Source organism: Suipraeoptans intestinalis (genome assembly GCF_009696485.1).
Classification (GTDB): domain Bacteria; phylum Bacillota; class Clostridia; order Lachnospirales; family Lachnospiraceae; genus Suipraeoptans; species Suipraeoptans intestinalis.
In genome coordinates this window covers 1,397,948-1,410,922 of the sequence record NZ_VULY01000018.1, presented here as the reverse complement: position 1 = coordinate 1,410,922, position 12,975 = coordinate 1,397,948, and the positions used below count along the sequence as shown (strand labels likewise).

General features: G+C 42.7%; 15 protein-coding genes and 1 other annotated feature. Of the genes, 2 read left to right on the top strand and 13 right to left on the bottom strand.

The annotated features are described in order from the left end of the window. Positions 1-376: 376 nt before the first annotated feature. Both ltrA and FYJ34_RS07390 read left to right on the top strand, forming a co-directional pair. A complete protein-coding gene (ltrA, locus tag FYJ34_RS07395) occupies positions 377-1,609 on the top strand; it encodes a group II intron reverse transcriptase/maturase (protein ID WP_235899343.1) in 1,233 nt (410 codons plus the stop codon). A 136-nt stretch (positions 1,610-1,745) separates the two neighbouring features. After that, positions 1,746-2,147, top strand: coding sequence for an HIT family protein (locus tag FYJ34_RS07390; protein WP_117910468.1), 402 nt, complete (start codon positions 1,746-1,748; stop codon positions 2,145-2,147). Positions 2,148-2,881: 734 nt separating this feature from the next. Here the strand turns inward: FYJ34_RS07390 and FYJ34_RS07385 are convergent. The 13 genes from FYJ34_RS07385 to rpmG form a co-directional block, all read right to left on the bottom strand. After that, entirely contained in the window at positions 2,882-4,126 is a 1,245-nt protein-coding gene (locus FYJ34_RS07385; RefSeq protein ID WP_117995389.1) for an IS256 family transposase, read from the bottom strand. 89 nt (positions 4,127-4,215) lie between these two features. Next, positions 4,216-4,389, bottom strand: coding sequence for a hypothetical protein (locus FYJ34_RS12705; protein ID WP_023920558.1), 174 nt, complete (start codon positions 4,387-4,389; stop codon positions 4,216-4,218). Then, positions 4,386-5,774, bottom strand: a complete 1,389-nt coding sequence (locus FYJ34_RS07380) for a zinc-ribbon domain-containing protein (protein WP_154477475.1) — start codon at positions 5,772-5,774, stop codon at positions 4,386-4,388. The genes FYJ34_RS12705 and FYJ34_RS07380 overlap by 4 nt, the downstream gene beginning before the upstream one ends. Positions 5,775-5,911: 137 nt before the next feature. After that, positions 5,912-6,082: a hypothetical protein gene (locus FYJ34_RS07375; RefSeq protein ID WP_154477473.1), complete on the bottom strand. Its 171-nt coding sequence runs from the start codon at positions 6,080-6,082 to the stop codon at positions 5,912-5,914. 276 nt (positions 6,083-6,358) lie between these two features. Next, entirely contained in the window at positions 6,359-8,296 is a 1,938-nt protein-coding gene (gene lysS, locus FYJ34_RS07370; protein WP_154477471.1) for a lysine--tRNA ligase, read from the bottom strand. A 79-nt stretch (positions 8,297-8,375) separates the two neighbouring features. Continuing rightward, positions 8,376-8,858 (bottom strand): transcription elongation factor GreA, encoded by a 483-nt coding sequence (gene greA / locus FYJ34_RS07365; RefSeq protein WP_154477469.1) that lies wholly within the window; start codon positions 8,856-8,858, stop codon positions 8,376-8,378. Positions 8,859-9,278: 420 nt separating this feature from the next. Continuing rightward, entirely contained in the window at positions 9,279-9,656 is a 378-nt protein-coding gene (rplL, locus tag FYJ34_RS07360; protein ID WP_154477467.1) for a 50S ribosomal protein L7/L12, read from the bottom strand. A 43-nt stretch (positions 9,657-9,699) separates the two neighbouring features. Next, on the bottom strand, positions 9,700-10,347 hold the full coding sequence (gene rplJ / locus FYJ34_RS07355; protein WP_334296360.1) for a 50S ribosomal protein L10: 648 nt from the start codon (positions 10,345-10,347) through the stop codon (positions 9,700-9,702). 95 nt (positions 10,348-10,442) lie between these two features. Next, positions 10,443-10,579, bottom strand: a sequence feature (ribosomal protein L10 leader region). 36 nt (positions 10,580-10,615) lie between these two features. Continuing rightward, positions 10,616-11,308 carry a 50S ribosomal protein L1 gene (gene rplA, locus FYJ34_RS07350; protein ID WP_154477465.1) on the bottom strand — a complete coding sequence of 231 codons (693 nt, stop codon included), beginning with the start codon at positions 11,306-11,308 and terminating at the stop codon, positions 10,616-10,618. A gap of 49 nt (positions 11,309-11,357) precedes the next feature. After that, positions 11,358-11,783, bottom strand: a complete 426-nt coding sequence (gene rplK, locus FYJ34_RS07345) for a 50S ribosomal protein L11 (protein ID WP_154477463.1) — start codon at positions 11,781-11,783, stop codon at positions 11,358-11,360. Positions 11,784-11,830: 47 nt separating this feature from the next. Further along, on the bottom strand, positions 11,831-12,349 hold the full coding sequence (gene nusG, locus FYJ34_RS07340; RefSeq protein ID WP_154477461.1) for a transcription termination/antitermination protein NusG: 519 nt from the start codon (positions 12,347-12,349) through the stop codon (positions 11,831-11,833). Between the two features lie 31 nt (positions 12,350-12,380). Next, positions 12,381-12,572, bottom strand: coding sequence for a preprotein translocase subunit SecE (gene secE / locus FYJ34_RS07335; protein WP_154477459.1), 192 nt, complete (start codon positions 12,570-12,572; stop codon positions 12,381-12,383). Positions 12,573-12,596: 24 nt separating this feature from the next. Further along, the gene (rpmG, locus tag FYJ34_RS07330) at positions 12,597-12,746 is read right to left on the bottom strand and encodes a 50S ribosomal protein L33 (RefSeq protein ID WP_044987260.1); all 150 of its coding nucleotides are present in this window, start codon (positions 12,744-12,746) and stop codon (positions 12,597-12,599) included. Between the last annotated feature and the right edge of the window lie 229 nt (positions 12,747-12,975).

The window sequence follows — 12,975 nt, the reverse complement described above, 5'->3', positions numbered from 1 at the left end:
CTAATTTCGACGGAAAGCAATACAAATCAATTCGCATTGGTGAGAAATGGTTTGCTTCTGCGGGGTCAAAGAGCACTTTATGTTTTACATTGTGATTATTCAGTCAACTGGGGAGAGCCTATTGTTTCTTGCCATTGCAAGTATGGCAAACAACTGCAAAACAGGAGAATGTCAAAAGAACAGTAGGCAGTCGGATAGCTTCATAGTACTGAAGAAGTTGGGTAATGCCAACGGAGGAAAGGGAGCTACATAATAATGGTCTTTCTGAGGACACATCAACCGTACTCAGGGACGGAGGTATTGATGGAAACGAAATTAGAAATTAGAAAGAATAGCAGAAATATCGGCAAATTCGCCGAGACCAGAGTTCACATCGTTGTATCATCTAATCAATAAAGAAATGCTTTTGCAATGTCACAAAGAATTAGACGGAAACAAAGCAGTCGGCGTTGATGAGATTACTAAGAAAGAGTACGAGGGAAATCTGGAGCAAAACATAGATGACTTGGTAGAAAGACTGAAAAGAAAATCATACAAACCACAGCCATCAATTAGGGTATATATCCCTAAAAGCAATGGAAAACTTCGACCATTAGGAATTGCGTGCTATGAGGACAAAATAGTCCAATTAGCATTAAAGAAGATATTGGAAGCCATCTATGAACCGAGATTTCTGAACTGCATGTACGGATTCAGACCAAATCGAGGATGTCATAACGCAATAAAAGAACTGTATAAGAGATTAAACAACACGAAAATATGTTATATTGTGGACGCTGACATCAAAGGCTTCTTCGACCACATGAAACATGAATGGATTATCAAGTTTCTCCATCTCTATATCAAAGACCCTAACATAATCGGTCTGGTTAAGAAGTACCTTAAAGTGGGAGTGCTGGATAATGGTGAACTTATGGTGAATGAAGAAGGTTCAGCCCAAGGCAATATCATAAGTCCAATCCTAGCAAACATATATATGCACAATGTATTGACACTATGGTATAAATTTATTATTACCAAAGAATGCAAGGGAGATAACTTTCTAATTGTATATGCAGATGATTTTGTTGCAGGATTTCAATATAAATGGGAAGCAGAGAATTACTACAAGCTTCTTAAAGAACGAATGGAAAAGTTCGGTTTGCAATTAGAAGATAGTAAAAGTCGTCTCTTACAAAGCGGTGCTTATATTGCAAGGGCAAAGCAAAAGAGCGGTGAGTGTATCAGATTACAAACATTTGATTTTCTGGGATTCACATTCTATTGTGGGCGTTCACGCAAAGGCATGCCATATATAATGCCAAAGACAAGCTCTAAGAAATTCAGACAGAAAATTCGAGACATCAAGGTATGGTTATATGCGAATAGAGACCAACCGCTAAAGAAACTAATGGGTATGCTAAATCTGAAACTAATAGGTCATTATAGGTACTATGGCATAAGTTTTAATGGCAGAATGATTTCAAACTACAAACAACAAGTGAGAGAACTTCTGTTTAAGGTGCTGAATAGACGAAGTGACAGAAAGAGTTATACAAGAGAAGGATTCATTGAAATGCTGAAATATTATCCATTGGCAATGCCAAAGATTTATGTCAGCTTGTTTTGAGACTGTAAATATTATTATGAAGAGCCGTATGCGGGAAAGCCGCACGTACGGTTCTGTGAGGGGCTTACATTGTGAGGTGTAAGTCTACTCGACTGTAAGGAACAGAAACTTTGAATTTCATGGAGGTAAGTCGTAAATGGATTGTATATTTTGTAAGATATTAAACGGAGAAATTCCGAGTTTGAAAGTATATGAAGATGAATATACAATGGTTTTTATGGATATTGCAAAAGATGTTGACGGCCATATGGTTGCAATACCTAAAAAGCATATTAAAAATATTCTCGATTGTGATGTAGATACGCTTAGCCATTTGATGTCCACAGTGAAGAAAGTAGCCAACTATTGTGTTGATAAATGTGGGTACGAAGGTGTGAATTTACTGAATGCAAGTGATGAAAGTGCTGGTCAATCTGTTCCGCATTTTCATATTCATATTATTCCAAGAAGAAGAAACGATAATGTGGATGCGTGGCCTAAATTTGACGGGGCAAATTGCGAAACAGAAGAAATTTATGAAAAGATAAGAATGAGCTAAATTTGAATCTGTGGAGATGTTGAGATGATAAAAAAATACAAAATAGGTTTTGATATATGGGGATTGATTACTTTTATTATTATTATGATTCCCAATTTTATTTGGTTCGCAGTTCCAGCACCGAATGATATTTTAAGGGGAGAGTCAATTACAAAAACAGTAGATGTAATAGCATCTATATGTCAGGTGTTAATGGTAATGTCGTTATGTATATTCATTAATCAAGACCGTAAAAAAATAAGTATCACACGATTTATTATGGCCACAATTATTTGTTGTCTACTGTATTTTTTATGTTGGATATTTTATTATGTAGGTGTGACGAATGGCATTGTTATATTGGGTTTGACTATTTTTCCATGCTTGGTATTTCTGTTTTTCGCTATTGAAAGAAAGAATATGATTGCTGTTATACCTATTTCAATATTTATGGTATGCCATTTGATTTATGGAATAGTTAATTATATTATTTAAGAAACTTCCAGTTTGTATGGATAATATTCCCATTAAAAAGACCGCTTGCACTTCGGTGTAGGCGGTCCTCTTATATTCTGGGCAATTTGATTAGACGGTGTGAAATTTTTTCTGTAAATTGAGATCTTCTATGATAATTAAGCGGCTTAATGGCAGTTTTCTGCGGTTAAGCCGTTGTCTATTTAATAGCAAAAATGAACGAACATGTCAAGAGCACCCAGAAAAATCTGGGTGTATTTTTCTTGGCATATTATTTAGACTTACATCATCAGTCGGTCGGGGTACATGATTTCCAGTTCACCACGTACTTTTCCCCAGTTGCGGATCGACATTGTCCATTTTTTTGCAATTTCAAAAGTACCCAGATATAGTGCCTTCATCAGCGCCTGGGAACTTGGAAATACGCTTCTCTGCTTGTTCAATCTACGATAGCATGAATTTAGTGATTCTATGGCATTCGTAGTATAAAAAGCGGTACGAACATCCTTGGAAAACTTGAAAATTGGAGAAATCGCATCCCAGTTATCATGCCAGCGGTTCATGGCACTCGGATATTGCCCAGACCATTTCTTTGTCACAGTCTCTAACTGCTTTCTAGCAGCTTCTTCGCTTGCTGCCGTATAGATTGTCTTTAAATCCTTTGCAAAGGATTTCATATCTTTGTTTGCAACATATTTCAGCGTATTTCTCACCATATGTACAATACAACGCTGTTGCTCTGTTTTTGGAAATGCGGTAGAGATTGCATCCTTGATTCCTGTTAATCCATCTGAGCAGAGAATGAGAATATCCTGAACTCCACGATTCTTCAAGCTGTTCAATACAGAAAGCCAGTACTTACTGCTTTCATTTTCGCCCACTACGATGCTTAAGACTTCTTTCATGCCATCTTCATTGATGCCAAGTACCACATATGCTGCCAGCTTTCTGATCACACCATCATCACGTACAGAGAAATGCACAGCATCAATAAAAACGATTGGATACACAGGTGACAAGGGACGATTCTGCCATTCCTCGATTTTGGGAAGGAGCTTATCTGTGATATCGGATACCATTCCTTCACTGACTTCAAAACCATAAATATCCTCTATGGTTTCTGAAATCTGTCGTGTAGTCATCCCCTTTGCATACATTGCAATAATCTTGTCATCAATGGAAGAAATATCTTTTTGACGTTTTGGAAGTACCTGTGGTTCAAAAGAACTTTGACGATCCTGAGGTACATCTACTTCGAATTCACCGTATTTACTACGAACAGTTTTAGACTTTGTTCCATTACGGTAATTAGGCTCACTAGATCTTTCATAACGATCGTATCCAAGATGATTGTCCATTTCTGTTTCAAGCATATCTTGAAGGGTTCCGGAAAGCAGATCTTTAAGTGCCTCCTGAATATCATCTGCTGACTGGATATCGTATTCCTGGAGCAGTCCCTGAATAAGATTTCTTTTTCCTTCTGTCATCGGTTTTGGTTTGTAAACTTCTTTTTTTCTGTTTGCCATAATAAAAGGCCTCCTATGATTTAATATATTTTATCATAGAAGACCTTTATAGTGTTTAATTTACAGAGTTTTTTTCACAGGCTCTTTGATTAGATGAATAAATTATGCTTCTTCTTGGCTGCCAATACCTTGCAGAGAACATCATCCACTGCGTCAGTATATCTGCCTTGTTCGAGAAGCTCATTTTTCAGCCGGATAAGTGACTGAATAACTCTGCTCTGTTCTTCGGCTGTTAAGTAAATATGATATTTCTTTTCTCTCATTGGCTGTTCCTCCAGTTCTCAAATACGTTTCTGATAGTCCCGACATCTTCTTCCGTATCGGAAGTAATAAATATATGTACGCTTTGAAAGGCTGCTTTGATACGCTGAGCATAAGCGATTTCTGTTTCATTGGTTTTCATAGGCAACTTGATCCGTTTAATTCCTCTTTGCTGACAGAGATGTTCTTTTAAGATTTCCATATCTTCTGAACCGCTGTTCACTTCAATCGCCACCTGTTCAGATGGAATATAAGTATCAAGCGGTATCCCTAAAACTCTGTCTGAGCCGAGTTCGATTTTCAATCCTTTCATATGTGAATAATAACTGAGGGCAAAAGCCGGAAACACTGATAAATACTCCTGCTCACATATCCTGCAACCTTTTCCGAGAATTGTCCGTTCATTGATCTTCATACTCCATGAATGTCCGTGTCTGCATTTCCACCATGCTCGTTTAGCAGAAGTTCGTGATACTTCTGTCGGCTGTATTCTGTTCTGTTCATAATCCCAGTCACTGAGTAGATTTTTATCCGTTGTCGCCAGATCATTGTATCCTGCAAGCACTTCTCTTTCGGCACATACCGGACAAACAGTTCCTTTTATTCGGGCATTGATGACTGACTTCCATTCATTGCCACATTTCTTACAATGCCACCACACATTTTTTCTCGACTTTGCATTGACCTCATCAGGCTGTAACGGATAATTCTTTTCTGACCATTCTTCAGCAATCTCCGGATGTGTTGTTTTCAAATCATTCCTGCCTTTTATAAAGGTATAGCCACTGCAACAAGGGCACTTGCTTCCGCCTGAGCGTGTAGAAATAAGTGTATTCCATTCATAATCGCAATCCCTGCACTTCCACCATGCTTTACGATTAGCAAATGCAGTAACTTCCGTTGGCTTCTTCTCATTTTTCTCTGACCATTCATCCGCAACTTTTGGAACCACTGTCGCAAGGTCATTAAATCCAACAAGCACCTTATTATGGGAACAGTATGGACAACCAGAACCATTGATACTCCTGCTCTTAACCGATGCTGTCCATTCATGCCCCAGTCGGCACTTCCAGATGACTTTCTTATGAGAACCTACGGTTACCTCTGTCGGTTTGATTTCATTCTTCTTGGACCACTCAGAAGCCAATCCCGGCTTCAATGTACTTAGATCGTTAATTCCTGCGACTGCTCTCGCACCGGAGCAGATCGGGCATTTCTCGCCCTTTGACCTTGCCTTAACACTGGTCTGCCATTCATGCCCACAGCTGCCTTTCCACCAGACGACTTTGTTAGAGCCGAATGTAATACCATCTGGTGTCAGTGGCAGATTCTTCTTAGACCACTCAACTATCAATTCCGGATGCACTACTGATAAACTGTTATTCATATCAAAACCTCCACTTCCTCTGTGCTTAAAGTATAGGAAGTTTTTGCTTGATGTTGTAGTTTGCGAACCCCCTTTGAAAATAGAAAAAAACCTTTGAAAAAGGATTTTCCTCTCTCAAAGGGCAATACAGCTATCAATTACACACCATCATCTATATTCAATCGCTGCTTTATTTCTTTTAATAATTTTTCAGGTTCCTCCGTCCTCATTCTTTTGGCAAGCTCAATCATAATTTCCTGTTCTTCTTTGCTCATTTGTTCAAACATGTCCGCCATCTCTTTTTCTCTCGGTGTCAGTCGCATATACATTTCTTGTTCCTCCGATTTTAAGCTCATACAATATCGTATCGACAGAAACATCTTAACGGTTATCCATCTTCTGTGCAAATATCGGTATATGATGTAAAAAATGGGCAATTCCAATCGGAACTACCCATTTATTATTAAAAATATGCGATTTTTCTTGCTCTACACAAATTTCTGCATCAAATGATGTAAGTTTGATGTAAATCACTGTTTTATATGGTTTTGACCAAATGAAGTACATCCCGTCATTTTAGTGAAACGGTACATCCATACATCATCTTAATAGAGCTTTGCACCTGCTGGAATGTGGTTATCAACCATGATCAGATGCAGTTCTTCATCTTCTGAGTCTTTCAGATTATTTACTGCTGATAATAACATACCGCAAGACTCAATTCCCATCATCTTTCTTGGTGGAAGGTTTGTGATGGCGATCAGTGTTTTACCAACCAGTTCTTCCGGCTCGTAATAAGCGTGAATACCGCTTAAAATCGTACGATCTGTACCTGTTCCATCATCAAGAGTGAACTGAAGGAGTTTCTTTGACTTCGGTACTGCAACACACTCTTTAACCTTTACAGCTCTGAAATCTGACTTACTGAATGTATCAAAATCAACTTCTTCCTCAAATAAAGGCTCAATCTTTACATTAGAGAAATCAATTTTTTCCGGCTCTGCTTTCATTTCTTCGGCAGCCTGATTTTTTACATCATTTTTCTTATTTACATCACCGAGGGACTTCATTGTCGGGAACAGCAGCACATCCCGTATTGCAGCCGAATCGGTAAACAGCATACACATCCGATCGATTCCATATCCGATCCCTCCTGTGGGGGGCATACCGATCTCCAGAGCATTCAGGAAATCCTCGTCCGTGGTGTTGGCCTCCTCGTCTCCCTGTGCCAGCAATTCTTCCTGCGCCAGGAAGCGTTCTCTCTGGTCGATGGGATCGTTCAGCTCCGAATACGCATTTGCCATCTCCCAGCCGTTCATGAAGAACTCAAACCGCTCTACGTATTCCGGATCCTCCGGCTTTTTCTTGGTCAGCGGAGAGATCTCGATAGGATGATCCATTACAAAGGTCGGCTGGATCAGATGCTCCTCTGCAAATTCTTCAAAGAACAGGCTGAGGATGTCTCCCTTTTTATGCCTGTCTTCGTACTCTACATGGTGTTCATCTGCCAGACGCTTTGCATCTTCTGTATCTTTTACCTGAGTCCAGTCCACCCCAGCATATTTCTTTACTGCCTCTATCATGGTGATCCGTTCAAAAGGTTTCCCCAGATCCATTTCCACTCCATTGTAGACGATAGTCGTCGTACCCAACACTTCCTGCGCCACATGGCGGAACAGGTTTTCCGTCAGATCCATCATCCCGTGGTAGTCGGTATACGCCTGGTACAGCTCCATCAGGGTAAACTCCGGATTGTGTCTGGTGTCCAGTCCTTCATTCCGGAACACTCGCCCGATCTCATAGACTCTCTCCAGTCCTCCCACGATCAGACGTTTCAGGTAAAGCTCCAAGGAAATACGAAGCTTGAAATCCTCTCCCAACGCATTAAAATGCGTCTCAAAAGGACGGGCTGCCGCTCCGCCTGCATTACTTACCAGCATTGGTGTTTCCACCTCCAAAAATCCTTCTCCGTCCAGATAACGGCGAATGGCGCTGAGGATTCTGGATCGCTTCACAAACGTATCCCTTGCTTCTGCGTTCATGATCAGATCCACATACCTCTGTCTGTAACGGATGTCCGTATTGGTCAGACCGTGGAATTTCTCCGGAAGGATCTGAAGACTCTTGCTCAAAAGCTTCACACTGGTCGCATGGATAGAGATCTCACCCGTTTTAGTCGTAAACACATCTCCTTCTATCCCTACAATATCTCCAATGTCCAGTTTCTTAAAGTCTTTGTAGGCTTCCTCTCCGATGCTGTCTCTTGCCACATAGGACTGGATGTTTCCACTCTGGTCCAAAATGTTACAAAAAGAGGCTTTCCCCATCACACGTTTCTGCATCACACGTCCTGCCACAGAGACTTTCTGCCCCTCCAGATTCTCATAGTCTGCTTTGATCTCTTCTGCATGAGCCGTCACCTCATAATTGGTGATCTGAAACGGGTCTTTTCCCGCTCCCTGCAGCTCGGCCAGCTTCTCTCTGCGGACTTTTCTCAACTGATTTAAATCCGGTTCCTGTGCTTTTTTTTGTTGCTCAGACATCTTTCTTCTCCTTCCTTTTGGCAAAATCAGCCCCCTGAAAAAAGGGAGCTAATCTTTCATCTATAGGTACTTCCGTCTCTTACAAAGAACGGCTAATATCCAGTACGTCGTATGTAATTAATCCTGCCTGTGTTTCTACCTCTACCAGATCTCCCACACTTTTTCCGATCAGCGCCTGTCCCACCAGGGATTCATTGGAAATTTTTCCCTCCAGGCTGTTTGCCTCCGTAGAACCAACGATTTTGAAGACCATCTCCTCATCAAAGGTCTTGTCGAACACTCTGACGGTGCATCCCACGTTGATCTTGTCGTAGTCTACTTCATCTTCCACTACGACTTCTGCATTCTTTAAAATATTTTCCAGCTCTTCGATACGTGCCTCTATGTCCCTCTGCTCGTCTTTTGCAGCGTCATATTCCGCATTTTCCGACAGGTCTCCCTGCTCTCTGGCCTCTTTGATCTTTCCCGCAACTTCCTTGCGCTTTACCACTTTCAAATGCTCCAGCTCATCTTCCAATGCTTTCAGCCCTGCATAAGTGAGAAGTCTCTTCTTTGCCTCCATATCAATCCGCTTCCTTTCTCTTCCTCTTGCTTTTTGTGACAGTTCTGCAATCTTTTCCACAGTTTTGCTTACAGATGAAACAGAAGCTTCTGTCAAGTCAGCTTGCATTTCATAAAAAAACACTTTCACAATTTCAACATTATACAAAAAAAGCTTTTCGGTGTCAATCTTTTTGTTTCAATCTGACTGTTCTTGACTGATCTGACCGATCCTGATCCTAGGTGGTTCTGCTCACCCGATTCTGGTCTTGTCTGTAGGATTACAATACCTCTGTGCATCATAACTAATCTGATCCCATAACTCCGCAAAATATGTTTTGTCCTATAGCTCCAAAGCGCTGCCTCTCACGAAACGAAAACACCGCCCCGGGAAATCCCGAAACGGTGCCGTATCTTCTTCGTGCAACTGTGCAAAGTCTGCTTATTTCAAAGCTACCTCTGCTCCTTCTGCCTCCAGTTTTGTCTTAATCTCTTCAGCCTCAGCCTTGGAAACGCCCTCTTTTACCGCCTTCGGTGCTCCGTCAACCAGCTCTTTTGCTTCTTTCAGTCCCAAACCTGTGATCTCACGAACAACCTTGATTACCTTAACCTTGGAAGCTCCTGCAGATACAAGCTCTACTGTAAACTCATCCTTCTCTTCCTCTGCTGCTGCACCTTCTCCTGCTGCCGCTGCTACTACAACACCTGCTGCTGCAGAAACACCAAATTCTTCTTCGCAAGCCTTTACAAGCTCATTCAGTTCCAATACTGATAATTCTTTGATTGCATCAATAAATTCAGCTACTGTCAATTTTGCCATTTTCTTTTCCTCCATCTTATTTTAATTGGTAAATCTCAATCTCTTACTCTTCTGTCGCTTCTGCTTCCTGTGCAGGAGCTTCTTCTACTGCTTCCGCTGCCACTTCTTCTGCCTCTGCGGCTGCTTCTGCCGGAGCTTCTTCTACTGCTTCCGCTGCCACTTCTTCTGCCTCTGCGGCTGCTTCTGCCGGAGCTTCGCAATTAGCTGCTCCACCCTGCTCTGCAATCTGGTTCAGGACGCGAGCAAGATTGGTGATCGGTGACTGCAGGCTTCCAAGCAATTTGGAAAGAAGTTCTTCTCTGGAAGGAACTTTTGCCACTTCCGCCAATGCCTGTGCATCGTACACTGCACCTTCAACCACACCTGCCTTCAGCTCAAGAGCCTTGGCATTCTTTGCAAATTTGCAGAGAATTCTCGCCGGAGCCGTTGCATCATCTTTGGAAATCGCAATGGCGCTCGGTCCTTCCAAATGCTCTTCCAACGCTGCATACTCCGTTCCTTCAAAAGCTCTCTTCATCATTGTGTTTTTGCAAACCTTATATACGATACCAGCTTCTCTCAGCTGTTTACGCAGGTCTGTATCCTGTGCCACCGTAAGTCCACGGTAGTCTACAAGCACAACGCTGGCTGCATCTTTCACATCGTCTGCGATTGCCTGAACGATCGGTTGTTTTAATTCAACTTTTGCCACGAATGGTACACCTCCTTATAGTATTTGTCTGACTGCTGAAAGGAAATATTCCCGGAAATCCTCGGGAGGCTGGCAATGCCGCTCCTTCGGATATGCGATAAAATAAAAATCCTCTGTGCCAAAAAGACACAGAGGAATCCAACTCTTCTGATAAAGAATTCTTACTCCTCGGCAGGCGTTGGTCTACTTACGCTTTCGCACCTGCTGTCTTTGGCAGTCATCACTTTGCGATTATAGCATGATATATTTCTGATGTCAATAAATAAGACTATACCAGCTTCAAAGGATTCAGCTTCACGCCCGGTCCCATTGTAGAAGTCAACGTTACGCTTCTAAGGAACTGTCCTTTTACTGCTGACGGTCTTGCCTTAACTACTGCATCGATTAGCGTTTGGAAGTTGTCCGCAAGTTGTTCTTCGGTAAAGGAAGCCTTCCCTACCGGCACATGGATAATGTTTGTCTTGTCAAGCCTGTACTCGATCTTACCTGCTTTGATATCTTGAACGGCCTTGGTAACGTCCATGGTAACCGTACCGGCCTTCGGGTTTGGCATAAGTCCCTTTGGTCCCAGCACACGTCCCAGACGTCCTACTACACCCATCATATCCGGAGTTGCTACTACTACGTCAAACTCAAACCAGTTCTCGTTCTGGATCTTCGGGATCAGCTCATCCCCTCCTACGTAGTCTGCACCTGCCGCCTTTGCTTCTTCTGCCTTTGCATCCTTTGCAAATACAAGGATACGAACCTTCTTTCCGGTTCCGTGCGGAAGCACGACTGCTCCACGGATCTGCTGGTCTGCGTGACGTCCGTCACAGCCGGTTCTGATGTGTGCTTCGATGGTTTCGTCAAATTTTGCTACTGCAGTCTTTTTTACCAATGCGATAGCCTCTGCCGCATCATAGAGATTTCCTCTGTCTACTGCTTTAGCGGCCTCTACATATTTCTTTCCTCTTTTCATCTAAATAACCTCCTTGTGGTAATGTCGGGATAACCCTCCCACTCACTTCTTATTCTTCTACCTTTACACCCATACTGCGGCAAGTTCCTGCGATCATGCTCATTGCTGACTCAACGGTTGCTGCGTTTAAGTCCGGCATTTTCAGCTCTGCGATCTCCTTCAGCTGCGCTTTTGTGATGGTCGCAACCTTGGTCTTGTTGGGAACACCGGAGCCTGACTTGATGTTGCAAGCCTTTTTGATCAGAACCGGAGCCGGCGGTGTCTTGGTAATGAAGCTGAAGCTTCTGTCTGCATAAACGGTAATCACTACAGGAATGATCAGATCTCCCTGATCTGCTGTTTTTGCGTTGAACTGCTTTGTAAATTCAACGATGTTTACACCGTGCTGACCAAGAGCCGGACCAACCGGTGGTGCCGGTGTTGCTTTTCCTGCCGGAATCTGTAATTTGATATAACCTTGTACTTTTTTTGCCATTTTCCTTACCTCCTTGTGGTAATGTCGGGACCTTGTCCCTCCCACCTTTACTGCATTTTCTTGATTTCTGCGAAACTGATTTCAACTGGAGTTTCGCGGCCAAACAGCTCAACATTGATCTTGGCGCTCTGCTTCTGCAGATTCAGTGACTGGATCACGCCCACCGTATCCTCCCAGGCTCCGCCGATCACCTGTACCGTGTCGCCTTCCTTGAAGTCTACTACAATGTTTTCCTTTCGGATTCCCAGGGTCGCCATCTCCTCGTCTGTCAGCGGGACCGGTTTGGATCCCGGACCTACAAAGCCTGTCACACCCCTGGTGTTACGGATCACATACCAGGTATCGTCATTCATGATCATACGGATCAGTACATATCCCGGAAACATCTTTTTCTGGGTCGCCTTCTGGACTCCGTTCTTCATTTCCACCACGTCATGCATGGGGACCTGAACCTCCAGGATCTGTTCTTCCAGATGTCTGTTTTCCACCGTCTTGTCAATGTTGGCTTTTACTTTGTTTTCATACCCGGAATAGGTATGAACCACGTACCATTTTGCTTCTGCCATAAACTCACCTTTCCTGTTGTAATTTATCAGCCTATTTCACCAATAAATCCACCCCGTAGCGGGCGGCAAAGTCAATGACCGCAATGATCGCCCCTAATACTACGGTAACAGAAATAACCGCTACCGTCTGCTTCGCAAGTGTCTGCTTGTCCGTCCAAATGATTTTCTTAAACTCCTTTTGGACTCCTTTGAACCAGCTTTTCTTCTGAGTCTTTTCACTCATGACTTCCACACTCCTTTACGGTGACTATTTCGTCTCTTTGTGCATCGTATGTGACTTGCAGAATTTACAGTACTTCTTGGTCTCCATGCGCTCCGGATGTGTTTTCTTATCCTTCGTCATGTTGTAGTTACGCTGCTTGCATTCTGTACACTCCAATGTGATTCTTGTACGCACAACTTCCACCTCGCTTTACACTTCTTTGTTCTCTTGTTTCCCGGTAGCTTGCGAGGCTACCTGATTTTTAGGCATAAAAAAAAGACCTACTTCCATTCGCTACAATAGCTTACCACATCTACAGCAAATATGCAAGTCCCACCTGTTCTGTTTTTTCTTCTTGCTTTCTCTCCTGTTCCCCCCCCCGAAAGGGGCGGGACAGCATTTTGCCTCCCTGCCCCCCCTTCGG

Bases quoted from the DNA above. Each gene is read 5' to 3' on its own strand.
- FYJ34_RS07390 (WP_117910468.1), top strand. From the start codon at position 1,746: ATGGATTGTATATTTTGTAAGATATTAAACGGAGAAATTCCGAGTTTG.
- FYJ34_RS07385 (WP_117995389.1), bottom strand. From the start codon at position 4,126: ATGGCAAACAGAAAAAAAGAAGTTTACAAACCAAAACCGATGACAGAA.
- FYJ34_RS12705 (WP_023920558.1), bottom strand. From the start codon at position 4,389: ATGAGAGAAAAGAAATATCATATTTACTTAACAGCCGAAGAACAGAGC.
- FYJ34_RS07380 (WP_154477475.1), bottom strand. From the start codon at position 5,774: ATGAATAACAGTTTATCAGTAGTGCATCCGGAATTGATAGTTGAGTGG.
- FYJ34_RS07375 (WP_154477473.1), bottom strand. From the start codon at position 6,082: ATGTATATGCGACTGACACCGAGAGAAAAAGAGATGGCGGACATGTTT.
- lysS (WP_154477471.1), bottom strand. From the start codon at position 8,296: ATGTCTGAGCAACAAAAAAAAGCACAGGAACCGGATTTAAATCAGTTG.
- greA (WP_154477469.1), bottom strand. From the start codon at position 8,858: ATGGAGGCAAAGAAGAGACTTCTCACTTATGCAGGGCTGAAAGCATTG.
- rplL (WP_154477467.1), bottom strand. From the start codon at position 9,656: ATGGCAAAATTGACAGTAGCTGAATTTATTGATGCAATCAAAGAATTA.
- rplA (WP_154477465.1), bottom strand. From the start codon at position 11,308: ATGAAAAGAGGAAAGAAATATGTAGAGGCCGCTAAAGCAGTAGACAGA.
- rplK (WP_154477463.1), bottom strand. From the start codon at position 11,783: ATGGCAAAAAAAGTACAAGGTTATATCAAATTACAGATTCCGGCAGGA.
- nusG (WP_154477461.1), bottom strand. From the start codon at position 12,349: ATGGCAGAAGCAAAATGGTACGTGGTTCATACCTATTCCGGGTATGAA.
- secE (WP_154477459.1), bottom strand. From the start codon at position 12,572: ATGAGTGAAAAGACTCAGAAGAAAAGCTGGTTCAAAGGAGTCCAAAAG.